The sequence below is a fragment of the Pseudogulbenkiania subflava DSM 22618 genome (assembly GCF_900177275.1).
GTDB classification, from domain to species: domain Bacteria; phylum Pseudomonadota; class Gammaproteobacteria; order Burkholderiales; family Chromobacteriaceae; genus Pseudogulbenkiania; species Pseudogulbenkiania subflava.
This window is the reverse complement of record NZ_FXAG01000021.1, coordinates 1-25,086: the sequence shown is the minus strand read 5'-3', so window position 1 is coordinate 25,086 and position 25,086 is coordinate 1. Positions and strand designations below refer to the sequence as shown.

The 25,086-nt window shown below is 59.8% G+C and carries 20 protein-coding genes and 4 tRNA genes; 7 read left to right on the top strand and 17 right to left on the bottom strand.

Going from position 1 to position 25,086, the window contains the following annotated elements; translation table 11 throughout:
- Window positions 1–140: 140 nt before the first annotated feature.
- Complete coding sequence (locus tag B9N72_RS16430) at window positions 141–2,153, bottom strand: aminotransferase class I/II-fold pyridoxal phosphate-dependent enzyme (RefSeq protein WP_234986018.1); 2,013 nt, start codon at window positions 2,151–2,153, stop codon at window positions 141–143.
- Window positions 2,154–2,250: 97 nt separating this feature from the next.
- Between B9N72_RS16430 and dinG the strand changes: the two genes are divergently transcribed.
- The 4 genes from dinG to map all read left to right on the top strand — a co-directional run bounded on the left by dinG (window position 2,251) and on the right by map (window position 7,480).
- Window positions 2,251–4,377, top strand: coding sequence for an ATP-dependent DNA helicase DinG (gene dinG, locus B9N72_RS16425; protein WP_085277371.1), 2,127 nt, complete (start codon window positions 2,251–2,253; stop codon window positions 4,375–4,377).
- A gap of 125 nt (window positions 4,378–4,502) precedes the next feature.
- Window positions 4,503–4,817, top strand: a complete 315-nt coding sequence (locus B9N72_RS16420) for a DUF3579 domain-containing protein (protein WP_008953623.1) — start codon at window positions 4,503–4,505, stop codon at window positions 4,815–4,817.
- Window positions 4,818–5,473: 656 nt separating this feature from the next.
- Entirely contained in the window at window positions 5,474–6,577 is a 1,104-nt protein-coding gene (locus tag B9N72_RS16415) for a porin (protein ID WP_234986017.1), read from the top strand.
- A gap of 105 nt (window positions 6,578–6,682) precedes the next feature.
- Window positions 6,683–7,480 (top strand): type I methionyl aminopeptidase, encoded by a 798-nt coding sequence (gene map, locus B9N72_RS16410; RefSeq protein ID WP_085277369.1) that lies wholly within the window; start codon window positions 6,683–6,685, stop codon window positions 7,478–7,480.
- Between the two features lie 135 nt (window positions 7,481–7,615).
- Here map and B9N72_RS16405 read toward each other — a convergent pair whose 3' ends face one another.
- The 5 genes from B9N72_RS16405 to B9N72_RS16385 all read right to left on the bottom strand — a co-directional run bounded on the left by B9N72_RS16405 (window position 7,616) and on the right by B9N72_RS16385 (window position 12,233).
- A complete protein-coding gene (locus B9N72_RS16405; RefSeq protein WP_085277368.1) occupies window positions 7,616–8,515 on the bottom strand; it encodes an ATP-binding cassette domain-containing protein in 900 nt (299 codons plus the stop codon).
- A gap of 81 nt (window positions 8,516–8,596) precedes the next feature.
- Entirely contained in the window at window positions 8,597–9,205 is a 609-nt protein-coding gene (locus B9N72_RS16400; RefSeq protein WP_085277367.1) for an alpha/beta hydrolase, read from the bottom strand.
- Window positions 9,205–9,513 (bottom strand): (2Fe-2S) ferredoxin domain-containing protein, encoded by a 309-nt coding sequence (locus B9N72_RS16395; RefSeq protein WP_085277366.1) that lies wholly within the window; start codon window positions 9,511–9,513, stop codon window positions 9,205–9,207. Before B9N72_RS16395 ends, B9N72_RS16400 begins: the two co-directional genes overlap by 1 nt.
- A gap of 55 nt (window positions 9,514–9,568) precedes the next feature.
- Window positions 9,569–10,975 carry a replicative DNA helicase gene (gene dnaB, locus B9N72_RS16390; protein ID WP_407681306.1) on the bottom strand — a complete coding sequence of 469 codons (1,407 nt, stop codon included), beginning with the start codon at window positions 10,973–10,975 and terminating at the stop codon, window positions 9,569–9,571.
- A gap of 85 nt (window positions 10,976–11,060) precedes the next feature.
- A complete protein-coding gene (locus B9N72_RS16385) occupies window positions 11,061–12,233 on the bottom strand; it encodes a BaiN/RdsA family NAD(P)/FAD-dependent oxidoreductase (protein ID WP_085277364.1) in 1,173 nt (390 codons plus the stop codon).
- 118 nt (window positions 12,234–12,351) lie between these two features.
- Between B9N72_RS16385 and sodB the strand changes: the two genes are divergently transcribed.
- The gene (gene sodB, locus B9N72_RS16380) at window positions 12,352–12,933 is read left to right on the top strand and encodes a superoxide dismutase [Fe] (RefSeq protein ID WP_085277363.1); all 582 of its coding nucleotides are present in this window, start codon (window positions 12,352–12,354) and stop codon (window positions 12,931–12,933) included.
- A gap of 122 nt (window positions 12,934–13,055) precedes the next feature.
- On the opposite strand, the gene B9N72_RS16375 is transcribed toward sodB, so the two are convergent.
- The 9 genes from B9N72_RS16375 to B9N72_RS16335 form a co-directional block, all read right to left on the bottom strand.
- Window positions 13,056–14,885, bottom strand: a complete 1,830-nt coding sequence (locus B9N72_RS16375; protein ID WP_085277362.1) for a SurA N-terminal domain-containing protein — start codon at window positions 14,883–14,885, stop codon at window positions 13,056–13,058.
- A gap of 73 nt (window positions 14,886–14,958) precedes the next feature.
- Window positions 14,959–15,035, bottom strand: a tRNA-Asp gene (locus B9N72_RS16370).
- Between the two features lie 6 nt (window positions 15,036–15,041).
- Window positions 15,042–15,117: transfer RNA gene (locus tag B9N72_RS16365), tRNA-Val, on the bottom strand.
- 33 nt (window positions 15,118–15,150) lie between these two features.
- Window positions 15,151–15,420 carry an HU family DNA-binding protein gene (locus B9N72_RS16360; protein ID WP_014087648.1) on the bottom strand — a complete coding sequence of 90 codons (270 nt, stop codon included), beginning with the start codon at window positions 15,418–15,420 and terminating at the stop codon, window positions 15,151–15,153.
- Window positions 15,421–15,595: 175 nt separating this feature from the next.
- Window positions 15,596–18,007, bottom strand: a complete 2,412-nt coding sequence (gene lon / locus B9N72_RS16355; protein WP_085277361.1) for an endopeptidase La — start codon at window positions 18,005–18,007, stop codon at window positions 15,596–15,598.
- A 144-nt stretch (window positions 18,008–18,151) separates the two neighbouring features.
- A complete protein-coding gene (gene clpX, locus B9N72_RS16350) occupies window positions 18,152–19,426 on the bottom strand; it encodes an ATP-dependent Clp protease ATP-binding subunit ClpX (protein ID WP_085277360.1) in 1,275 nt (424 codons plus the stop codon).
- A gap of 18 nt (window positions 19,427–19,444) precedes the next feature.
- Entirely contained in the window at window positions 19,445–20,068 is a 624-nt protein-coding gene (clpP, locus tag B9N72_RS16345; protein WP_085277359.1) for an ATP-dependent Clp endopeptidase proteolytic subunit ClpP, read from the bottom strand.
- 22 nt (window positions 20,069–20,090) lie between these two features.
- On the bottom strand, window positions 20,091–21,398 hold the full coding sequence (tig, locus tag B9N72_RS16340; RefSeq protein ID WP_085277358.1) for a trigger factor: 1,308 nt from the start codon (window positions 21,396–21,398) through the stop codon (window positions 20,091–20,093).
- A 68-nt stretch (window positions 21,399–21,466) separates the two neighbouring features.
- Window positions 21,467–21,551 (bottom strand) — tRNA-Leu (locus B9N72_RS16335).
- Between the two features lie 183 nt (window positions 21,552–21,734).
- Between B9N72_RS16335 and B9N72_RS16330 the strand changes: the two genes are divergently transcribed.
- Complete coding sequence (locus tag B9N72_RS16330) at window positions 21,735–22,424, top strand: Bax inhibitor-1/YccA family protein (protein ID WP_085277357.1); 690 nt, start codon at window positions 21,735–21,737, stop codon at window positions 22,422–22,424.
- A gap of 83 nt (window positions 22,425–22,507) precedes the next feature.
- On the opposite strand, the gene tilS is transcribed toward B9N72_RS16330, so the two are convergent.
- Both tilS and B9N72_RS16320 read right to left on the bottom strand, forming a co-directional pair.
- The gene (gene tilS / locus B9N72_RS16325; protein ID WP_085277356.1) at window positions 22,508–23,860 is read right to left on the bottom strand and encodes a tRNA lysidine(34) synthetase TilS; all 1,353 of its coding nucleotides are present in this window, start codon (window positions 23,858–23,860) and stop codon (window positions 22,508–22,510) included.
- Window positions 23,832–24,797: an acetyl-CoA carboxylase carboxyltransferase subunit alpha gene (locus B9N72_RS16320; RefSeq protein WP_085277355.1), complete on the bottom strand. Its 966-nt coding sequence runs from the start codon at window positions 24,795–24,797 to the stop codon at window positions 23,832–23,834. Before B9N72_RS16320 ends, tilS begins: the two co-directional genes overlap by 29 nt.
- A gap of 213 nt (window positions 24,798–25,010) precedes the next feature.
- Between B9N72_RS16320 and B9N72_RS16315 the strand changes: the two genes are divergently transcribed.
- Window positions 25,011–25,086 (top strand) — tRNA-Val (locus B9N72_RS16315).

Sequence of the window (25,086 nt, the reverse complement as noted above, 5' to 3'; positions counted from 1 at the left end):
TTGCGCGGCGGCACGTACTACACGCTGGTTGCAAAATTATCGGTACATCGGGATGTCGCAAAATGCGGCCAATCGGCCAAAAACTTACACAAATGCGACAAACCTTATATTTATCGGAAATCGGTCGGACTGGCAAGCAATCAGCTGAACAATATTCTGCTCGGCAATTGCAAAAACTCTGCCGAACTGAGAACCCGCACCACGCAATCACCAGCGTCTTCTGCCAACCCATGCATTTCTATGGTTTTTTGTGCCTTTTGCAGGCGGGCCAGGTAAGACAGGATGCTCTCGTCAATCACCTGGCCCGGCACCAGCACCGGAATCCCCGGCGGATAAGGAACGATCTGATCACAGCACACCCTTCCCACCAGCTCGCTATTCGGCAGACCTTCATCATCCAGTAAGGGCAGTCGTTCCCCTTCTTCATAAAAGGCATCTCGTGGCAGGCACGCCAGCCGGCTGAAATGGGGTATTTCCGGCAGACGTCGCGCCACGTGCCGCGGCCGCCTTTCCTTGGCCAGCCGCAGCATGGCATCGTGCAGCCGCGACACCTTGCTGCGCGTGGTGCCGATGGTCAACAACAGCGTGACCGTGCTGAACGTCGACTTCTCCACCTGGATGTTGTAGCGCTCGAACAGCGCCTGCTGCAATTCATCAGCACTGAAGCCGGAGCCGGTGATATCGATCGTAAGCTTGGTCGGATCGAGCCGGATACCATCCTCCCGCACCTCCTCCGGGAGCAGGTCCTCCAGCTCCAGCACGCGAAATACCCCGGTTGAATCGATCTTCTGCCTCAGCTCCTGGGCCAGCCTCAAGGTACGCTCCAGCAACCGATACCCCTCCATCACCGCCTGCTTGCGCGCCACGTCGAGGCTGGCAATCAGGTTGTACTGGGGGCTGGTCGAAGCATGCATATTGAAGTTTTCTCGAAACAGATGCTCATCGAAGTCGGGGTCGTTGACATGAATCATGCCCGCCTGCGAAAAGGCCGACAGCACCTTGTGCGTGCTTTGCGTGACATAATCCGCCCCCGCCTCCAGCGCGGTGGGCCGAAGTTCCGGATGGAAGCGGGCAAAACCATACCACGCCTCGTCCACGACAACCTTTATACCCTTGGCGTGAGCCGCCTCGACGATCGGCTCGAGATCGTAGCGCAGTCCATCGTAAGTGCACGAGGTCAGGATCAATACCCGTGCTTCCGGGTGTGCCTCGATGGCGGCAAACAGGGTGGCTTTCGACACCGGCCCGAAAATGCCGTACCTGGGATTGATAGAGGAATCGAGATAGACCGGGCGTGCCCCAGACAGGATCACACCGTGATGCACCGACTTGTGGCAGTTGCGATCCAGCAGCAGCGTCGCGCCCGGCGTCAACAAAGTCTGGAAAATGACCTTATTGGATGTCGATGTGCCATTGGTGGCGAAATAGGTCTTGCGCGCACCGAATGCCTTGGCGGCCAGCGCCTGCGACTCGGCGATCACTCCGGTCGGATGCAGCAGCGAATCGAGCATGGGCACCGACACCGACAAATCGGCCCGCAGCATATTCTCGCCGACGAATTCGTAAAAATCCCCCACCCATGGACTGCCTTTCAGCGAATCGCCACCGGAATGCCCCGGAGTATGCCAGGAATCCTTGGCCATCCGTACGTACTGCCTCAGCCTGTCGTAGAACGGCGTAGCTGATTTCTCGGCCAACTCGGCCGTCAGAATCCGGAACCAACCGCTGAAGTCGAGTTCATCCCGGTAAAAATAGCCATCCACGGCATGACTGGCCATCTCCTCGACCAACAGCTTTTGGTCATCGTCCACCAGCAGGATGTACAGCGACAATTCGGGACGGAAGGCGTTGATCCGGTTGGCCAGTTGCACCGCCGGCTGGGCGAGCCCTTTCTCGTGCAGCAGCTTGTCGATCAGGACGATTTGAATATCCCCGTCAGCCGCCACCCTCTCCATGGCCTCACCCAGTTGGACCACCCCGAGAAAGGTGAGTCCGAAGGGGTTTTCCAGCTGCACGGCCGCGGCCCCCAGCCCCGTCAACACCTCTGCCTGCCATTTGGCATCGTCGCTCACCACCAGTACTCGGCTCACGGGTGTCATTTCCCTTCCCTCCCGACTCAGCGCGATGACGCTGACTCCCTGCCAGTACGACATTCTGTTCGCATGCTAGTTTTGCCCTCATCCTAGCTTGCAGACGACGGGGCGTCATTGATGCGGGCGCACAATCCCCCCTTCGGGTAAAATCCGACCCATGCTGACCGATGCCGAAAAAGACGCCATTCGCGACCACTACCGCACCATTGCCGACAACCTGCCCGGCTTCCGCCCACGCAATGCCCAGCGCCGCATGTTGGCCGAAATCGCCAACGCCTTCTCGCGCAGCAAGAACAAGGAAGGAGATGAGCTGCCCGAGCGCGGGGGGGAAAGCATCATCGTGGTGGAAGGGCCGACCGGTGTCGGCAAGAGCCTCGCTTACCTTCTGGCAGGCGGCGTCATGGCGCGCGCGCGCGGCAAGAAGCTGGTGGTCACCAGCGCCACCGTTGCGCTGCAGGAACAGCTCGTCAACCGAGACCTGCCCTTCGTGGTGGAGAACAGCGGGCTGCCGCTCACCTTTGCCCTGGCCAAGGGGCGCGGGCGCTATCTTTGCCCTCACCGACTCTATCAGTTGACGGCAAACTCGGCACAAGGCCAATTGCTGGCACCGGAACCGGAGCTGGCCCTCTGGGACCGCAAGCCGCAGGCAGAGGAGTTGGAAACTTTGCGCCAGATGGCCGATGAATTCTATTACCGGCGCTGGAACGGTGATCGGGATACCTGGCAAGAGGTCGTCGAAGACGGCCTATGGAGCCGCGTCACCAATGACCGGCACAGCTGCCTCAAGGCCGCGTGCCCGAACCGTCCCGAATGCCCGTTTTATCTCGCCCGCGAAACCCTGGAAACGGTGGATGTCGTGGTCGCCAACCATGACCTGATGCTCGCCGACGTCGCCATGGGAGGCGGGGTTATCCTCCCTGCCCCGGACGACAGTTTCTACTGCATCGATGAAGCGCATCACCTGGCCAAGAAGGCGGTCAACCAATTCTCCGCAGAACACTCGCTGGCGCAGGCCATGTTCTGGCTGGAAAAAGTCGCCGCCGTCGCCACCCGGGTCGACAGTCTGACCAACAAGAGCGAACTGGCGGGCAATGCCATCGAGGCCGCCGGCGCCTGCATGGAGACGCTGACCGAATGGCTATGGCTGTTGGAAGGCGAAGAGGCGCTGGCGGCCAGCAGCGACAATCTGGAACCGACCTGGCTGATCGACGACGGCATCCTCCCCGAGCGCTTCACCGTGCCCGCAGCCAACCTCGCCATGTCGGCACGGATGGTCTACAAGCACCTGACGTCGATGAACGACGCGCTGGCCGATGCGCGCAAGGACAAGGGCAGCGAGGCAGGGTTGGTCGACAAGCTCAGCAGCGACCTGGGCTTTCTGATCGGCCGTTCAGAACAGCTGATGGCGGTGTGGGATCTGTTCGAGAAGACCCCCGACGAGAACGCACCGCCGATCGCCAAGTGGATTACCCGGCGCACCGAGGGCAAAGGCGACTACCTGTTCAGCGCCTCGCCGGTCAGTGCCGCTGCGAGCCTCGCCGGCACCCTGTGGCGCCGCGCCGCCGGCGCCCTGTTGACCTCGGCCACGCTGCGCTCGCTAGGTGAATTCGATCTGCTGCTATCGCAAACCGGCCTCAAATGGCTGCCCGATGTCAGTTGCGTCGCCCTCGATTCGCCATTCAGCTTCCAGGAGCAAGGGGAGTTGTACCTTCCGCCCATGGTGGCCTCTCCCAAGGACCCTGCCGCCCATACCCGGGAGATCGTCGAATGGCTGCCGCGCCTGATCGACGTGACCGAACCACTCGGCTCGCTGGTGCTGTTCTCCTCACGCAAGCAGATGCAGGAAGTCGCGGCCGCCGTACCGGCAGGACTGCGCGAACGACTGCTGATCCAGGGCGAACTGCCCAAGAGCCGGCTTTTGGAGCAACACCATGAACGCCTCAAGCAAGGTGAAGCGAGCGTCATTTTCGGCCTTGATTCATTTTCGGAAGGACTGGACCTGCCCGGCGAGAGTTGTGTACACGTGATCATCGCCAAGCTACCCTTCGCCATGCCGGATGACCCGGTCGGCCGCACCCTGTCGCGCTGGATCGAGAAGCGAGGTGGCAACCCGTTCATCGAGATCACCGTGCCGGAAGCGTCGATCAAATTGATCCAGGCGGTCGGCCGGCTGATTCGCACCGAACAAGACTACGGGCGGGTCACCATCCTGGACAACCGACTGATGCGCCAGAGCTACGGCAAGAAGCTGCTGGCCTCATTGCCGCCGTTCAAGCGCATCTAGTTTTGGGGTAGAATGCGGGCAAACCCTCGAGTGCACACCCCCGGCGAAATGGGTAAAACACCAATAGCACCATAGGCCGGGATTCGAGAGACTACACAGAACAAGTACTCCTCCGGTCCATCACTATGATCTGTAACCCATATGAAATCGTCATTCAGGGCCTCACCTCTGAAGGACGTACCTTCCGCCCGAGCGACTGGGCCGAACGCCTCTCCGGCATCCTGGCCTCCTTTGGCGACAATCAGAAACTGGCTTACCACGCGTATGTGCGCCCGATGTTGCTCGAAGGAGTACGCTGTGTGGCGGTCGACAAGAAGCTGGAAAAGATCGACCCAGCCGTGTTTCAGTTCCTGCTGGATTTCGCCAAAGACAATGATTTACGCGTCGTCGATTGCCGCACCCTGATCGACGAGGTCTACCCCAACAAATTTCTCGCCTGACCCCTTCGTAAAACCCGACCACTCCCCGGTCAACACCACACTATCGGCCAAAACCAGCTTCGGGCTTTCCCAATGGCCAGAAGCTGCTTTTGGACTATCCTCTCCAGTTCCCCACTTCCAACGGCCACTCCTAGTCGACCCCTACGCAGGCCAAGCGCCGACCTTGCTTTAATTCATTGCCTGTTGCACAAAACTCACACGTGCAAAAATGCGACACTTTTTCGCGAAAAAAAGACAAAAATACAACACATAAAACGATCAAACAAACTCATTCGTCACAATTTCACCACACAGATGGGTGGCGACATCCCCACAAAACCACAGAAGAAAACCCATTGACGTTGGCATTTTATGCCGCAAATTTTCTGTTTTATTGGCATACCGCCACACTTAACCCTCATCCCTTTCCAAGCCCAGCCCACATGACAGAAACAAGGCATTCGTCAACTGGCGTTTTACCTTACTTCAGATCAAGACACGAAAGCGGCATTGTTTGTTACAAATACACGACGGCGAAAACCATATGAGGTTTCCTTGGTTATCCCGGTACGGGGCCACCGTAATAATAAAAAGCTGATCATTTGCTTACTTCCACCAGCAGTACCCATAAGAAAGGTCATTGCCAAATGAAACAACTGTTTGCCAACAAACAAATCATGATCGCCGCCGTTGTTGCCGGCGCGTTTGCCGCTCCGGCCATGGCCGATGTAACCATCTACGGTTTCATCAGTGCTGGCGTCGAATCCGTCAAAGCAACCGGCGCAACCGACTCGGCCAAGGACGTCAAAGCCACCACCCGCATCAGCGACGGGAACTCCCGCATCGGTTTCAAGGGTAACGAAGACCTCGGCAATGGCCTGAAAGCGATCTGGCAGGTTGAACAAAGTCTGCGCCACTTCGAGAATGGCGGCACCGACGAGAATGGCAATACCGCGACGTTTGCCACCCGCAACAGCTTCGTTGGCATCGAAAGCGCCGACTTCGGCAAGGTCATCCTGGGTAACAACGACACCGCCTACAAGAGCCTGACCGACATCGGCCTCAACGCCGGCATCAACACCACCGCTGATAACGTCGGCAGCGGCGCCATCTACAGCCGCGGTGAAACCCGCCTGAAGAACTCGGTGCACTACTTCTCGCCGACCTTTGCCGGCTTCAAGGCAGGCGTGTCCTATGGTGTTGACGAGACCCGTGCCAATGACACCAGCGGCGATCGCACCAATGCTCAGCGCCTGTCCATCGCCGGCAACTACACCCTGGGCGGCCTGCAAGTTGCCGCAGGCTGGGATCGCCAGTATGACAAAGGTGATTACAAGGCAGCCACCACCTCCAACGGGGATGATACCGACTTCTACAAGCTGACCGCTGGCTACAAATTCGCGACCGGTACCTTCGTCGGTGCCGGCTACGAGTGGGGCCGCTTCGATTCCACCACCAGTGGCAGCAACCTGAAGCAGGATGACTGGACTGTAATGGTCGGCCAGGAATTCGGCGCAGCAGCCATCAAACTCTCCTATAGCGAAGTGGGCGCATTGAAGCATGCCACCGACGGTAACGAGGACGACTACAAGGCCAAGCAATGGGTTCTGGCTGGCACCTACGACCTGTCGAAGCGCACCCAGCTCTACGCCTATGGCACCAAGATCACCAACAACAGCCGTCAAAACGTCAACTTTGGCGTGAACGGTATTGCCACGGCTTCGCTGGGCGCCGGCTCCAACCCGCAAGCCTTCGGTATCGGGATGAAGCACAGCTTCTAAGCGCTGTTAGCTTCTTAAGAGTCAGTTTTTACGGGCACCTAAGGGTGCCCGTTTTTTATGGTATTTGCTACTATTAGCCTTTGAACCCACCGACGCAGCAGAAGCATGTCCATCACGCTAAAAACCCCGGAAGACATCGAAAAAATGCGCATCGCTGGCCGCCTGGCCTCCGAAGTGCTCGACTACATCACCCCTTACATCAAACCCGGCGTGACCACCGAAGAGCTGGACAAGCTCTGCCATGATTACATGGTCAACGTGCAAGGCACCATTCCGGCCCCACTGAACTACGCACCGGACGGCCACAACCCCTACCCCAAGTCGGTATGCACCTCGGTCAACCACGTCATCTGCCATGGCATCCCCAATGACAAGCCGCTCAAGAACGGCGACATGCTCAATATCGACGTCACCGTGATCAAGGATGGCTACCACGGCGACACCAGCCGCATGTTCTATGTCGGTGAAGTCAGTCCGCATGCGCGCCGCCTCGCCAAGGTCACTTACGAATGCATGTGGCTAGGCATCGACAAGGTCAAACCGGGCGCCAAGCTGGGCGACATCGGCTACGTCATCCAGCGCCATGCCGAAGCCGCCGGCTACAGCGTGGTGCAGGAATTCTGCGGCCACGGCATCGGCAAGAAGTTTCATGAAGAACCGCAAGTGCTGCACTACGGACGTCCCGGCACCGGCCTGGAACTGAAGGCTGGCATGATCTTCACCATCGAGCCGATGATCAACCAGGGCAAACGCCATCTGCGCATGCTGGGTGACGGCTGGACCGTGGTCACCAAGGATCGCAGCCTATCGGCCCAGTGGGAACACACCGTGCTGGTGACCGAAACCGGCTACGAGGTTCTCACTCAGTCGGACGGCACGCCGCCCAAGCCGGTATTCAAGTAAGCGCGGGCCACCCTCCGGGCGATACCTCCAACAGGTGCCGTACCTGCAAAAGCAAAACCTCCGCGGATTGACCACGGAGGTTTTGCTTTTCTGGCCGGCCGAGTGCTTTGGTGGTTTGCATCCAGCCGGACGCGTTCAATCACGCAACTCGCGCCCGGTCAGACGCAGGAATACGTCCTCCAGATTGGCCGGCCGCAGCACGTAGCGCAAACCACTCTCGCCCAGCGCCGCCAGTAGCGTCTCCATTCCCTGGCCGTAGAAGAAGGCGGTTTCGCCGCTGAGCTCCATCCGCGCGCCATCCGCCGATGTCTGCCTGGCCCAGTCGATGGCGCCATCGCCGAACACCTCGACCACATCGGCCTCAATCAGCGACTGGATCAGCTCGCGCGGCGAGCCCTCCGCCATCAGCCGCCCATGGTCCATCACCGACAAACGCGTCGCCAGACGCTCGGCCTCTTCCATGAAGTGCGTCGTCAGCACCAGCGTCTTGCCCGCCCGCGTCAGTTGCCGCAGCCGCTCCCAGATCAGATGACGCGCCTGGGGATCGAGACCGGTGGTGGGCTCGTCGAGAAAGATGATATCGGGGTCATTGACCAGTGCACGGGCCAGCGTCAGGCGGCGCTTCATGCCGCCAGACAGTTCCCCCACCTTGGCTTCGGCACGACCGGCAAGGCCGGCGAAGTCGAGCAGGTAGGGTACGCGCTCGCGTAGATCGGCGGGACGCAGGCCGAAATAGCGCCCCCAGACCAGCAGGTTCTCGGCCACGGTGAAATCTGGGTCGAGGTTGTCGAACTGCGGCACGACACCGACCCGGCTGCGCGCTTCGCGCGCCCGTGCCGGGATGGGTTCGCCGCACAGCGTAATCTCGCCGGCATCGGGCAATACCAGACCGAGCGCCAGTTTCATGGTCGTGGTCTTGCCGGCGCCATTGGGGCCGAGCAGGCCGTAGCACTCGCCACGCCTCACCTCGAAACTGATGCCGTCCACAGCATTGCGCTCGCCGTAGCGTTTGACCAGTCCCCTCACCCTGAGCATGTCGTCCCCCTATCGCCTGGCACCTTTCCCTACGCTAGAAACGCTTCGGCCAACCTGCAAGGTTGGCCGAAGACGGACTCGCTACCAGCAGCGCTGGATCCATTTTCCGAGCGGCACCAGCTTGCCGTGGAAGAAGTGCCCGGTACCCGGAAACACTGTCACCGGCAGCCCCTGTGGCCTTGCCCAGTCGAGCACCGCAGACAGCGGGATCACTTCGTCCTCTTCGCCATGCACCACCAGCGTGTTGGCCGGCACCTCGGGGGTCGGAATGGCGTACTTGCCGACCGCCACCCCCATCAACAGCAGCTGATCCGCTTCGATGCGTTCGCGTACGCGGGCAGCGACAAAACCGCCGAAGGAGAAGCCCGCCAGCGCCAACGGCAGGTTGCCCTGCTCGGCTCGGGCATGCTCGACCACGGCGATAACGTCGTCAACTTCACCCGTGCCGTAATCGTGCACGCCCTCGCTGTTGCCCACTCCACGCAGATTCGGGCAGTAGCAGGCGTAACCGAGCTGGGACAGCGCCTTCGCCGTGGTCTGCACCACCTTGTTGGTATTGGTGCCACCCTGGGTGGGATTGGGATGACAGATCACCGCGATACCGCGCGTCTCGCCTTGCGCGGCGATGTAGATGGTTTCCAGCGTACCAACCGGGCCGTCGATGGAAATGATCGGGGGCGTCTTCAGCATCAGATTTTCAGCCTTTCCACCACTTGGCCGTTGACCAGATGGCTATCGACGATCTCGTCGATGTCGTCCTTGTCGATGAAGGTGTACCAAGTCTCCTGCGGATAGACCACCATCACCGGGCCGTCGTCGCAGCGGCCGAGGCAACCCGCCTTGTTCACCCGCACCTGCCCCTCTCCGGCCAGGCCCAGCGCCTTGACGCGGTCCTTCATGTAACCCAGCAAAGCCGGCGTACCGAAATCGGCGCAACAGCCCTCTCCCTCGGCACGCTGGTTGCAGCAGATGAACACGTGCTTGTCGTAATAACTCATACTCACTCTTCTCGATGAAGGCGGCCAAGGCAGCGCTTCGGCCAACCTTGATGGATCAGGAATCGTTGTCCGCCCAACCAGTGGCACCAATGGAGGCGGCGTTGTCGAACTTGGCATAGTGACCGATGAAGGCCAGGCGCACCGCACCGGTCGGGCCGTTACGGTGCTTGCCGATGATGGCCTCGGCCAGACCCTTCTGGTCCGAATCCGGGTTGTAGTACTCGTCGCGGTACATGAAGACGATCAAGTCGGCATCCTGCTCGATGGCCCCCGATTCGCGCAGGTCGGACATCATCGGCCGCTTGTTGGGGCGCTGCTCCACGGCACGCGACAGCTGCGACAGCGCGATCACCGGCACCTGCAGCTCCTTGGCCAAGCCCTTCAGACCGCGCGAAATCTCGCCCAACTCCGCGGTACGGTTGTCACCGCGGCCCGAGCCCGACATCAGCTGCAGGTAATCGATCACGATCAGGCCCAGCTTACCGCCATGCTGGCGCGCCAGCCGGCGTGCCCTTGCGCGCAATTCCAATGCGGTCAACGCCGGAGTCTCGTCGATGTACATCGGTGCGTCGGACAGCTTGCCGATGGCGTAGGTCAGCTTCTGCCAGTCGTCGTCACCCAGCTTGCCGGTACGCAGCGTGTGCTGGTCAAGCCGGCCCACCGAACCCAGCATACGCATCACCAGCTGTGCACCGCCCATTTCCATCGAAAACACCGCCACCGGCAAGTGCTGCTCCACCGCCACGTGCTCGGCGATGTTCATCGAGAAGGCGGTCTTGCCCATCGACGGACGGCCGGCGACGATGATCAGGTCGCCGGGCTGCAGGCCGGAGGTCTTGGCGTCGAGATCGATGAAGCCGGTCGGCACGCCGGTCACCTCATCCGGGTTCTCGCGGCTGTACAGCATGTCGATACGCTCGACCACCTCTTTCAGCAGATTGGGCATCTCGAGAAAGCCCTGCTTGGACTTGGCAGTCGACTCGGCGATGTGGAACACCTTGCCCTCGGCCTCATCCAGCAGCTGGGCAGCATCGCGCCCCATCGGGGCATACGCCGCCTCGGCGATCTCGGTACCGACTTGAGCCAGCTGGCGCATAATGGAGCGCTCACGCACGATCTCGGCGTAACGACGGATGTTGGCGGCCGACGGCGTGTTCTGCGCCAGCGTTGCCAGGTAGGCCAAGCCCCCCACCGCGCCGCTCTCCCCCGACTTGTCGAGGCTTTCCAGCACCGTCACCACGTCGGCAGGACGAGAATGCTCGACCAACTGAGCGATATGCTTGTAAATCAGGCGGTGGTCGTGACGATAGAAATCCGCCTCACCCACCACGTCGGCGATCTTGTCCCAAGCGCTGTTGTCGAGCAGCAGTCCACCCAGGACCGATTGTTCGGCCTCGATGGACTGGGGCGGAGTGCGCACCGCGGCGGTGGCGCTGTCAAAGTATTCAGTCGAGTCGGTCATGTACAACATCAAGTAAGCCGGCACACATTAGAAATGGTGTCGTGGGTGGTGTTCAGTTCTGTCTGCTGTCAGACGAAACGCGATTCTAACAGTTTTCGCCGGCGACGAAGCCGGATGACCAGGCCCACTGGAAGTTGTAGCCGCCGAGCCAGCCGGTCACATCCACCACCTCGCCGATGAAGAACAACCCCGGCACATCCTTGGCCATCATGGTCTTGGACGACAAATCGCGCGTACTGACGCCGCCACGCGTCACCTCCGCCTTCTTGTAACCCTGAGTGCCGTTGGGACGGACACGCCAGTGGTGCAGTGTTTCCGCCAGCTGACGCCGGCGCTTACCAGGCAGGTCCTTCACACGCCCACCAAAGCCCGCACCGTCCAACCAGGCCTGGGCAAAGCGCTTCGGCCAACCGGTATCGGCCAAGGCATTCGCCAGCAGCTGCTCGCTCCCCTCGCGCTCCCCCAAGTAGGCTTCCGCATCGAGTTCCGGCAGCAGATCGAGCACTAGCTCCTGACCCGGCGTCCAGTAAGATGACACCTGCAGGATAGCCGGCCCGGACAAGCCTTTGTGGGTGAACAATACGTTCTCGCGGAAGCGCGTCTTGCCGCAGCTTGCCACCGCATCGAGCGAAACACCCGCCAGCGGTGCAAAGCGCGCGACATCATCGGCATGAAAGGTCAGCGGCACCAGTGCCGGCACCCTCGGCGTCAGCGCCAGGCCGAACTGCTCGGCCAGCTGGTAGCCGAAGCCGGTAGCCCCGATCTGCGGAATCGACAGCCCGCCCGTGGCCACGACCAGCGAAGCCGACTCGAACACCCCGGCCGAGCTATGTACCCGGAAACGGTCCGAACGCTCCACCGTGCCCACGGTTACCCCCATGCGACGATCGACTCCAGCCTCACGGCACAGGCCGTCCAGCATGTCTATAATTTGCTGGCTGGACTCGTCACAGAACAATTGGCCCAGCGTTTTCTCGTGGTAGCCGATGCCATGCCGCTCCACCATGCGGATGAAATCCTGGACGCTGAATTGTGACAGGGCCGAGCGACAGAAGTGCGGATTCTCCGAGAGATAGCACTCGGGCCGGGCCTGGAGGTTGGTGAAATTGCACCGCCCGCCGCCGGAAATACGGATTTTCTCCGCCAGCTTGGCCGCATGATCGAGCAACAGCACCGAACGGCCCCGCTGCCCGGCGGTTGCCGCGCACATCAGCCCGGCGGCGCCGGCCCCGATGATGATTACGTCAAAATACGCCATGAAACCCTTTACTCTACCTTTTTAGTCGGCTATTGGCCCGCCCCGGCAATTCCAGTAAACTTGCCGCCATCATCGTGTCAGCCCGGAGCTGACATTCACCCCCACTTAGGAGATCAAGATGGAACACAAACTGCCGGAACTCCCGTACGCCCTGGACGCCCTCGCTCCGTACATTTCCAAGGAAACCCTGGAATACCACTACGGCAAACACCATCAGACCTACGTCACCAACCTCAACAACCTGATCAAGGGCACCGAGTTCGAAAACGCCAGTCTGGAAGAAATCGTCAAGAAATCGACCGGCGGCCTGTTCAACAACGCGGCTCAGGTCTGGAACCACACCTTCTACTGGTTCGGTCTGGCCCCGAACGCCGGTGGCGAGCCGACCGGCGCCCTGGCTGATGCCATCAACGCCAAATGGGGCTCGTTCGACGAGTTCAAGAAGGCATTCAACGCCGTCGCTGCCGGCACCTTCGGCTCCGGCTGGGCCTGGCTGGTGAAGAACCCGGATGGCTCGCTCGACCTGGTTTCCACCAGCAACGCCGCCACCCCGCTGACCACCGACAAGAAAGCGCTGCTGACCTGTGACGTTTGGGAGCACGCCTACTACATCGACTACCGCAACAGCCGCCCGAACTACCTGGAAAGCTTCTGGAAGCTGGTGAACTGGAACTTCGTGGCCCAGAACCTCGCCGCCTGATTCATTACAGGATCGCCACAAAGGGCCTCAGGGCCCTTTTTTCATGCTCGCCAAAACAACAAAACAAAACCGGCGCAACTCCGTTGCGCCGGCTGTCCAACTACAACCACCTAAACGGGCCATTACTCGGTCGGCTGCTGGCTCAGCGTCACCTTGTACTTCTCCCGCAAGGCCTCCAGATAGCTGGCCACCTGGGCATTCGCATTCATTTCCCCAATCAGGCCGCTCAACTGGCTGCGTTCAGCCGGGCTAGGCGCCTGAGCCGGAACCACCTTGTCGACGCGATACACCACGTAGTTACCACCATCCTGCTTGACGCCGGTAAACGCCGGGAGCTTGGTCGCGCTAGCCGCGAACACTGCCCGCACCTCGGACAACGACAGCGCACCGAAGGAACGACGCGACACCATCCGGGCAGGCTCCCACGGATGGCTGTCGACATTCTTGCCCGCCTTCAGTTCGGCCAGCAAGGCGTCACCACGCTTCTCCGCCAGCTTGGCACCCTCGCGCCGCACCAGTTCGGCCTTGATCACCTCCTGCACCTCCGCCAGCGTCTGCTGACGCTCGGGCTGATGCTCGGCCACGCGCACCACCACCAGGGTGTTCTTGCCGAGGTCGACCGGCTCGCTGTTATGCTTACCCTTCAGGACATCGTCGCTGAAAGCGGCTTCCTGCAGCTTCGGATTGTTCAGCAGCGGGTCGCTGGCCGGCTTGCCGCGCACCAGCCAATCGGAATGCTGCGGGCTCAGCTTCAACTGATCGCTGATCGCCTTGAGCGAATCAGCCTGCTGATAAGCCAACTCCCCCAATTTCTCCGACGCGGCACGGAACTGTGCAGCCGCCTTCTGACGCTTAAGACGCTGCTCAACCTCACCCTTGACCGCCGTAAACACCGGCTGCTTGACCTCTTCCAGCTTCAGAATATGAAAGCCGAATTCAGTCTCCACCACTTCGCTGATCTGGCCCGGTTGCATGCGGAACGCAACGTCCTCGAACGGCTTCACCATCGCTCCACGACCGAAGAAGCCCAAGTCCCCACCGTTGGTGGCCGAGCCTGGATCCTGCGAGCGGGTCTTGGCCAACTCGGCGAACTTGGCCGGGTTGGCTCGCACTTCCTTCAGCAAGGCTTCAGCGGCGCTGCGCACCTTAGCCTTCTGCTCGGCAGTCGCCTTCGGCGGCACCGTCAGCAGAATATGCGATACGCGCCGCTCTTCGCTGCCGAAGTCAGCCTTATGTTCGTTGTAATAGCTCTCGACTTCTTGGTCCGTCACCGCCTGAGCCGCTGCTAGCGCATCCTGCGATAGCACCACATAATCCAGCTTGATCGCCTCAGGGGTACGGAAGCGCTTCAAACTCGCGTCGTAAAATGCCTTCAGGGCGGTATCATCGGTCTTGACCTCGGCAGCAAACGCCTCCGGCTTGAGCACCAGCGCCCGCACCTCGCGGCTTTCCCCCAAGACTCCCGCCATGCGATCGACCACGGTGCGGGGCACAATCTGGCTACCCAGCAAGCTGGTCAGCTGACCTTGCAGCAGAATATCTCGCTTGACCAGTTCCTCGAACGCCGCGGACGACTGATAGCGCCCGGCCAGGAACTGCTTGTAGCGCTCGGGGCTGAACGTCCCGTTTTCCTGCAGGGCCGGTATCGCGGCGATCGCCTTGCGCAGCTGTGCATCGGAAACGGTCAAGCCCGCGGCGTGCGAGTCCGCCAGCAGCAATTGCTGACGGATCAGGTTCTCCAGCACGGCCTGGCGGGTGGCCGCATCCGCCGGCTGCCCCTCCAGGGCACGGTCCAGATCCTGTTTGTGTATCTTCACATTCCCCACCTTGGCCAGATAGGGCTCATCCACTGCCGTGGTATAGCTACCCACACCAAAACCGACAAAGGTCAGCGCAATAGCGCCAAGAATGACTTTGATGACAAATTTATTGTTCTGGACAAACTCGAACATGGTGCGAAAGGCGGATGCCACCTCGGTAAAAAAAAAGGTGAACGGAAGTGTCGTTCACCTTTTTTGTCTGTTCTGGCGGAGCGGACGGGACTCGAACCCGCGACCCCCGGCGTGACAGGCCGGTATTCTAACCAACTGAACTACCGCTCCGAACTTTGGTGGGTGATGACGGAGTCGAACCGCCGACATTCTGCTTGTAAGGCAGACGCTCTACCAACTGAGCTAATCACCCGTTGAAACCTTGTCTTGACGACAAGGCTTCAAATTATAGCGCGTCCTTCAGGGCTTTACCAGCACGGAACTTCGGCGAACGGGCAGCCGGAATCGTGATGGAGTCGCCAGTCTTCGGGTTACGGCCAGTGCGCTCAGCACGCTCACCAACATAGAAGGTGCCGAAACCAACCAGCGTAACGGTATCACCTTGTTTCAGCGCGCCAGTCACGGCGGCAATCATGCCGTCCAGAGCCTTGCTAGCAGCAGCCTTGGGAATATCAGCCTCAGCGGCGATAGCATCGATCAACTCAGACTTGTTCACGTAAGTCCCCTTTCGTCGTTCTTCGGTCTACGTAATTCGGATAAAAACCGTTTGCTTTATAACAAGCCCGAAATCCTTGTGTCAAGCGGCTTTCAGAGCATTCTGCCACTTTGGCGACTGCACTGGAAGCCCGGACGGCAAGGCATTTCGAGCATTTATACAAACGACTGCGTTATCAGTGTTTTACCACAGCCGGCGCCACAGCGCTTTCGACACCTGCCGCCAGGGGCTCGGCCACTTCGGTCTCGGCAAGAGGCTCCGGCATTCGCTCCAGAGCCAGCGCCAGAACCTCATCAATCCACTTCACCGGATGGATTTCCAGCTTCTGCTTGATATTGGCAGGAATCTCGGCCAGATCCTTGACGTTACCCTTCGGGATGAGCACATGCTTGATCCCGCCACGATGAGCTGCCAGCAGCTTTTCCTTCAGGCCGCCAATTGGCAATACCTCGCCCCGCAGAGTGATTTCACCCGTCATGGCCACATCGGCACGCACCGGAATACCCGTCAACACCGACACCATCGCCGTCGTCATGGCAATGCCAGCACTCGGACCATCTTTCGGGGTTGCCCCTTCCGGCACGTGAATGTGCATGTCCTGTTTTTCATAAAAATCAGGCCGAATGCCAATTGCTCGCGCACGGCTGCGCACCACGCTCATGGCGGCGGTGATCGACTCCTGCATCACCTCACCCAACTGGCCCGTGCGGATGATATTCCCCTTGCCTGGCAGCGCCACTGCCTCGACAGTCAGCAACTCACCTCCCACCTCGGTCCAGGCCAAACCCGTCACTTGACCGACACGGTTCTCTTCCTCGGCGATGCCGTATTCGAAGCGGCGGACCCCCAGGTACTTCTCCAGCGTCTTGGCGCTGACCGTTACCCGTCCAGCCTTTTCTTTCAGCAACTGTGCCATCACGATCTTGCGGCAGATCTTAGCGATCTCCCGATCCAGACTGCGCACACCGGCCTCGCGCGTGTAGTAGCGCACGATATCGCGCACTGCCGACTCCTGGATCACCGCCTCCTCGTCCTTCACGCCGTTGGCCTTCATCTGCTTCGGCACCAGGTACTTCAGTGCGATATTGACCTTCTCATCCTCGGTGTAGCCGGACAGGCGAATGATCTCCATGCGGTCGAGCAGCGCGGGCGGAATGTTCAGCGAGTTGGCGGTCGCCACGAACATCACATCGGACAGGTCATATTCGACCTCGGCATAATGGTCGACGAAGGAATGGTTCTGCTCCGGGTCCAGCACCTCGAGCAGGGCCGAGGACGGATCACCACGGAAATCCGCGCCCAACTTGTCGACTTCGTCGAGCAGGAAGAGCGGATTGCGCACCCCCACCTTGGTCATGTTCTGCAGCACCTTACCCGGCATGGAGCCGATGTAGGTTCGGCGGTGGCCGCGAATTTCGGACTCGTCACGCACGCCGCCCAAGGCCATGCGCACGAACTTGCGGTTGGTGGCCCTTGCGATGGACTGCCCCAGCGAGGTCTTGCCGACCCCCGGAGCGCCGACCAGGCACAAGATTGGCGCTTTCAGCTTGTCGACGCGCTGCTGCACCGACAAGTACTCGAGAATCCGCTCCTTGACCTTCTCCAGGCCGAAGTGGTCTTCATCCAATACCACCTCGGCGTTGGCCACATCCTTGTTGATCTTGGTTTTCTTCTTCCACGGCAGATCGAGCAATGTTTCGATGTAGTTGCGCACCACCGTGGCTTCCGCCGACATCGGCGACATCATTTTCAGCTTCTTGAGTTCAGAGGTCGCCTTCTCGCGAGCCTCCTTGCTCATACCGGCAGCCTTGATCTTTTTCTCAAGCTCATCAAGGTCGCTGGCCTCGTCCATTTCACCCAGTTCTTTCTGGATGGCCTTGACCTGTTCGTTGAGGTAGTACTCGCGCTGGCTCTTTTCCATCTGGCGTTTGACGCGACCGCGGATGCGCTTTTCCACCTGCAGGATGTCGATCTCGCCTTCCAGCTGCGACAGCAGATGCTCGAGGCGTTCTTTGACTTCGAACATCTCCAGCACCTCCTGCTTCTGCTCCAGTTTCAGCGGCAGGTGGGCCACGATGGTGTCGGCCATGCGCCCGGCGCGCTCGATACCGGCGAGCGAGGTCAGGATTTCCGGGGGAATCTTCTTGTTCAGCTTGACGTATTGCTCGAACTGGGCGAACAGCGCGCGACGCATCGCCTCGGTCTCGGTGGAGTCTTCCCCATCGCTGGTCAATGGGGTGACCTTACCGACAAAACAATCACCTTCATCCTGCACTTGCTGGATGATGGCGCGCTGCCGGCCTTCAACCAGCACTTTGACGGTGCCGTCGGGCAGCTTGAGCATTTGCAAGACGGTAGCAATCGTCCCGACACCGTACAGGTCGCCGGCTTCCGGCTCGTCCTTGGATGCCGAGCGCTGAGCCACCAGGAGGATTTGCTTGCCCTCGTCCATCGCATTTTCAAGGGCGGAAATGGACTTGGCCCGCCCGACAAACAGCGGGATCACCATATGGGGAAAGACGACAACGTCCCTCAAGGGCAACAGTGGAAGCGTGGTCTCTTCTCTGAGTTCTGCGGATTGCGGCATATCACCTGACCTTGCTTACATGAATCGATGCTAGGGAAATGGGGGATGGGCGGCGAAATATCAACGCCCATACTAAAACAGTTTTATCGCGCCAGAAATAAAAAACCGCCCTGCAGGGCGGTTTTCATGGGAAGCGGAACCGGCTCAGGCCGATTGCACCTCGTCGTCCTTGTCCTGGTAGATGAACAACGGCTTGTCGCCCTTCTCGATGACTTTCTCGTCGACCACCACCCTGGAGACGTTATCCATCGAAGGCAGCTCGTACATGGTATCGAGCAGCGCACGCTCAAGAATGGAACGCAAGCCACGTGCACCAGTCTTGCGCACCAAGGCTTGCTTGGCAATCACGCGCAGGGCCGACGGACGAATCTCAAGCTCCACACCCTCCAGCGAGAACAGGCGCTGGTACTGCTTGACCAGTGCATTCTTAGGCTGGGTGAGAATGGTCACCAGCGCTTCTTCATCCAGTTCTTCGAGCGTCGCAACTACCGGCAGACGACCGATCAGTTCTGGAATCAGACCGAACTTGATCAGATCACCCGGCTCCACATCCTTGAACAGCACCGAGATGCTCTTGCTCTCGTCTTTGGAGGATACCTCGGCACCAAAACCGATGCCTCCCTTTTCCGAGCGACGGCGGATGATCTTTTCGAGTCCGTCGAAGGCACCACCACAGATGAACAGGATGTTGGTCGTGTCGACCTGGATGAATTCCTGGTTGGGATGCTTACGGCCGCCCTGCGGGGGAATCGAAGCCACCGTCCCCTCGATCAGTTTCAGCAGGGCCTGCTGGACACCCTCACCCGACACGTCGCGCGTGATCGACGGATTTTCCGACTTACGTGAAATCTTGTCGATTTCATCGATATAGACAATGCCGCGCTGGGCTTTCTCAACGTCGTAATCGCACTTTTGCAGCAGTTTCTGGATGATGTGTTCGACATCTTCCCCCACGTAACCGGCTTCGGTCAGGGTGGTCGCATCGGCGATTACGAACGGCACGTCCAGCAGCCGCGCCAACGACTGCGCCAGCAAGGTCTTGCCGGAACCGGTCGGACCGATCAGCAGAATGTTGCTCTTGGCGAGTTCGACATCGTCCTTGTTGGTCGGGGTGTAGAGGCGCTTGTAGTGATTGTACACCGCCACCGACAGCGTTTTCTTGGCAATATCCTGGCCGATGATGTACTGATCCAGATCGGAACGGATTTCCTGCGGCGTCGGCAGCGGCTGGCTTTCACCCTCGGCTGCCTCAATACCAACGCCTTTTTCCAATTCTTCCCGAATGATGTCGTTGCACAACTCGACGCATTCGTTGCAGATGAATACCTGAGGTCCGGCAATCAGGCGCTGCACCTCATGCTGACTCTTGCCGCAAAAAGAGCAGTAGAGCAGTTTTTCGTTGCTGTTTTTATCAGCCATTGTCAATGTCCGTACCGATTATGCCTGCGCGTCCCGGCGGGACTGCAGCATCTTGTCGATCAAGCCGTAAGCCAGCGCTTCTTCGGACGACATGAAGTTGTCACGATCGGTATCACGCTCGATTTCCTCGATGCTGCGGCCGGTGTGCAACGCCAGCAATTCGTTCAGGCGGCGCTTCATGTAGAGGATGTTCTTGGCGTGAATCTCAAAGTCGGACGCCTGCCCCTGGAACCCGCCCAGCGGCTGGTGAATCATGATGCGCGAGTTCGGCAACGCAAAGCGCTTGCCCTTGGTTCCGGCCGACAGCAGGAATGCACCCATGCTGGCAGCCTGGCCGATACATAGGGTGGACACATCCGGCTTGATGAAGTTCATGGTGTCGAAAATCGACATGCCGGCCGACACCGAGCCGCCCGGCGAGTTGATGTAGAAATAGATGTCCTTGTCCGGGTTTTCGGACTCAAGGAACAACATCTGGGCCACCACCAGATTGGCCGACTCATCCGTGACAGGCCCAACCAGGAACACGATGCGTTCCTTCAAGAGCCGCGAGTAGATGTCGTAAGCGCGCTCGCCACGACCGCTCTGCTCGACCACCATGGGAACCAGGCCCAGCGCTTGGGTATCCATCATTGAAATCATCGACCGCTCCGGTAGTTGGTTATCAGGCGTTGTTACCCATCAGGGCATCAAACGACATTTCTTTTTCTACTACATTGGCCTTACCGAGCACAAATTCAACCACGTTATCTTCCAGCACCATGGAGGTCGGGCCTTCGATACGATCCGGGCTGGCGTAGTACCACTGCACCACTTCTTCCGGATGCTCGTAGCTTTCGGCAAACTCTTCGATCATGGCCTTGATCTGCTCCGGCTTGGCTTCCAGCTTGTTCTCGGCTACAACTTCGGCCAGGATCAGACCCAGGGCCACGCGGCGCTCTGCCTGCTGCTGGAACAGTTCCGGCGGGAACGGCATGTCCTTGACCTTCAGGCCGCGCGACTCCATGTCACGGCGAGCCTGCTCGATCAGGCGGCCCACTTCCAGCTGCACCAGAGCCTTCGGCAGTTCGATCTCGGTAACGTCAAGCAGGGTCTGCATCACGTTTTCCTTGATGCTGGCCTGCAGGCGGCGCTTCACTTCGCGCTCGACGTTCTTCTTGATTTCGGCGCGCATCTTTTCGATGTCGCCGTCGGCGATGCCCAGCAGCTTGGCGAACTCTTCGTTCACTTCCGGCAGCGTGGCAGCGGCAACGTTCTTCACGGTGATTTCGAACACGGCGGTTTTACCGGCCACGTCCTTGCCGTGGTAGTCTTCCGGGAACGCAACGGTGATGTTCTTGACTTCATCTTCCTTCATGCCGGTAACGCCGGCTTCGAAGTCGGCCAGCATCTGGCCCTGGCCCAGTACGAACGGGAAGTTCTCGGCGGAACCGCCGTCGAACAGCACGCCGTCGATGCTGCCCTTGAAGTCGATGATGACGCGATCGCCCGTGGCGGCCTCGCGCTCGACGCGCTCGTAGCGGGTACGCTGCTTGCGCAGAATATCGATCGTTTTATCGATTTCGGCTTCGGTCACGACGACAGCCGGCTTCTCGACTTCCTTGCCGGCCAGCTCGCCCACCTTGACTTCCGGGTATACTTCGAAAGAAGCGGCAAACTTGAAGCTTTCCTTGTCGCCTTCATCAGCAACCGGCTCAAAGCGCGGATAGCCGGCAACGCGCAGCTTCTGCTCGCTCACCGCTTTGTAGAAACCTTGCTGAACCTGCTCACCCAGCACTTCTTCGCGCACTTGGGCGCCGTAATTCATTTCGACGATCTTGAGCGGCGCCTTGCCTGGGCGGAAGCCCTGGATCTTGGCCTTGCGCGCCATGTTCTTGAGTCGCTCGGTCACCTGGGCGTCGATTGCAGCCATCGGCAACGCGATGTTCATGCGACGCTCGAGGTTGCTCAACGTTTCCAACTGTGCTTGCATGTCCAATCCTTAAACTGTGTCTCGAGTTTAAACCTGATGCAGGGAAAGGCGACGTTACGTCGGTTTGCTGGTGCGAGGGAAGAGACTCGAACTCTCACGCCTTGCGGCGCTGGAACCTAAATCCAGTGCGTCTACCAATTCCGCCACCCTCGCAATTGGGTGCGTGACCGCGCTTGCGTAATTTCCCGGCCGGTCAGCCAAGGCGCAAGAATACATCAAGCCCCCTACCCGGGCAAGACACCTTGCGCCGGGCCGCCGCATCGCGGAAACTTAATGGCAGGTGGATAAGTCTACCCACCACTTGCATCAAATACTATCGATCTCTGGGAGAGAAGCATGCACCCGAACCTTCAGTCCGGCTATCAGACCTTGACGCTCGATGGCTCACGCCACAAGGTTCTTCGCAATACCTACGCCTTGCTGGCGCTATCGATGATCCCGACCGTGATGGGAGCCCTGATCGGCACCAACATGCGCTTCGCCTTCCTGGCAGGCAGCCCGATCGTCGGCATGATCGCCATCATGGCGGTGTTTTACGGCCTGACCTTTGCCATCCAGGCCAACCGCAACAATGGTTTCGGCGTAGTGCTGATGCTGGGCTTTACGTTCCTCATGGGCGTTTTGCTGGGCCCCCTGCTGCAGTTCGCCCTGCGCTTCGCCAACGGCGGCCAGCTGATCCTGGTGGCGGGCGGCGCGACTGCCGTCGTGTTCTTCGTGATGGCGGCAATTGCCACCACCACCAAACGCGACCTGTCCGGCATGGGCAATTTCCTGACCGTGGGCGCCATCGTGCTGTTGGTCGCCATCGTTGCCAACATGTTCCTGCAATTGCCCGGCATGACACTCGCCATTGCGGCGGCTATTGCCCTGTTCAGTTCGCTGATGATCTTGTGGGAAGTGAAGAACGTGGTGGATGGCGGCGAAACCAGCTACATTTCCGCCGCACTGGGCATCTACATCAGCATCTACAACCTGTTCACCAGCCTGCTGCGGCTACTGCTGGCCTTCAGCGGGGAACGCGACTAACCGCACCGGCCGAGCACTTCAGCAAAACACCCGCTTCTGGCGGGTGTTTTTTTATTCTTCCACAGGCACCTCCGGCACCCGCGTCACTCCGTTCGAGAGCAGGGCAACGAGCACGGCCACCATTCCGGCCACCATCCCGGACCATCGCGGAGCTTGGCCTCTTCGGATACCGCGACACCAGGAATGGCCACGAGACGGCCATCCGGCAAAAACAGCAACGGCCACTGCTCCCGCAAGGCGGGTGGGATTCCTGCTTCCTGCAGCAGGGTTTTCACTGGCTTTCGGCCAACCTGCTGAGCCAGCCGCTCGCCGCCGACCCTGACCCGCAATTCGAACCCGCCCTGCAAGCAATGGGAATCGAGACCTCCCGATCGAAGCACAAACCCAAGCTCGCCCGACCAACTGCGCGGAACCACTCTGGCGCCCAGGACACCCGCGGCCAGGCGAGTCGTTTGCGGCGCCATCGCGGGGGCAAGCGGCCAGAGCGCTCCCCGATAACGGAAGATCCGCCCTTGCGGCAAGAGCAGTTCGGGGTTTCTGTCCTGGGCTGCATGCAGTACTTGATGCCGAAACTGCTCCAGCGCTTCCGGCGCTGCCGCCCCCAGACCGAGCCCCTCCAGCCAGTACTGCAGCATGTTGCGCTGACGCGGCGGGCTGAGACTGGACAAGGGCTGCACCAGCAGACGCCCAGCGTCGCGGCAGCGCAGCAAATCCTGCTCGGCCTGCTCGTCGAGAACGGCTGATGCATCCGCCATCAGGACGGCCGCACGTTGCAGATGCTGCCGATAATAAGGCATGGCAGACTCGATAAGAGGCAGGATGTCGTGGCGCAGCAAATTGCGGCGCCAGCGGGTGTCGACGTTGCTTTCGTCCTCGATCCAGACCAGTTGGCGCCAACGCGCATACGCTTCGATTTCGGCACGAGGGATGGCGAGCAAGGGTCGCCACAGCCAACGGCCGGCATGTCGCCGCAGTATCGGCATCGCCGCCACGCCCTTCGGCCCGGCGCCGCGCAGCAATTGCAGCAGCACGGTTTCGGCCTGGTCATCCTGATGATGAGCCAACACCACTACGCTGGCCGAAGACTCGCCATAAACCCGATAACGATGCTGTCGCGCCACAGCCTCGAGACTCTCGCCGCCAGCCACCTCGACCTTCACCGCTTCCGACCGTAATGGCACGCCCCACGCCAGGCAGAGCTGGCGACAATGCTCAGCCCAGGCATCCGCCTGCGGGCTGAGCCCGTGATGAACATGCACTGCCGACAGCTTCAGCCCCCGCTCCAAACGCAGGCGCACCAGCAGGTCCAGCAGCACCACCGAATCAACGCCACCGCTTAGCCCCACCTCAAAAGCACATTGGCCGGACAATTCGTCCGGCCAATGTGCGATGAGGCGATCAATCAGGTCAGGCAGCGTCTTCCTTGAAGCGCCCATAACTCATCAACCGGTCAAAACGGGTTTTCAGCAATTCTTCCAGCGGCTTGGCCGTCAGATCGCGCAACTGCTCTTGCAGCATACGCTTCATCGAGCCCATCATCTGCGCGTGATCGCGGTGCGCCCCGCCGATCGGCTCGTTGAGCACACGATCGACCAAGCCCAGCGTCTTCAGGCGGGTCGCGGTAATGCCCAGCGCTTCGGCGGCATCGGAAGCGCGCTCGGCCGTCTTCCACAGAATCGAAGCACACCCTTCCGGCGAAATGACCGAATAGGTGGAGTATTGCAGCATGTTGACGTAATCGCCGACGGCAATCGCCAGCGCGCCGCCGGACCCACCCTCGCCAATCACGGTGCAGATCACCGGGACTTTCAGGCGGGCCATTTCGTACAGATTGCGCCCGATCGCTTCGGACTGGCCACGCTCCTCCGCGCCAATGCCGGGATAAGCACCCGGGGTGTCGACGAAAGTAATCACCGGCAGACTGAATTTTTCCGCCAGTTTCATCAGCCGCAAGGCTTTGCGATAGCCCTCGGGGCGAGGCATGCCGAAGTTGCGGTAGATCTTTTCCTTGGTGTCGCGGCCTTTCTGATGGCCGATTACAACGACGGACTGGCCATTGAAGCGCGCGATGCCACCGACGATAGCGGGATCGTCGGCAAAGGAACGATCACCATGCAACTCGTCGAAGTCCGCAAACAGCGCCTTGATGTAGTCCAGGGTGTAGGGGCGCTGCGGGTGGCGTGCCACCTGAGAAATCTGCCACGGAGTCAGTTTGCCGTAGAGCGTCTTGGTCAGCTCCTGGCTCTTTTTCTGCAAGCGCGAAATCTCTTCGGAAATGTCCAGCACGGAATCGTCCTGGACAAAGCGCAGTTCTTCAATTTTGTTTTCCAGCTCGGCAATCGGCTGCTCAAAATCGAGAAAGGTCTGCTTCATTACTATAACCGTCCGATAAAGCGAATCGGCAGATAATACATGAGGTGCAAAGAGTGCGTCACGCCCCTGTCAGACAAAATGCCTTGAGCATGAAGAATGATGCGGGACGTTTTAAACAAGGACGTGAAAATTTCACTCACCCCTCTTGCATGACAGAAACCACTGTGCTTTAATTCGCCTCCTCGCTGTTGAGCCAAGCAAAACAGCGAGCGGGGGCGTTTAGCTCAGTTGGTAGAGCGTCTGCCTTACAAGCAGAATGTCGGCGGTTCGACTCCGTCAACGCCCACCA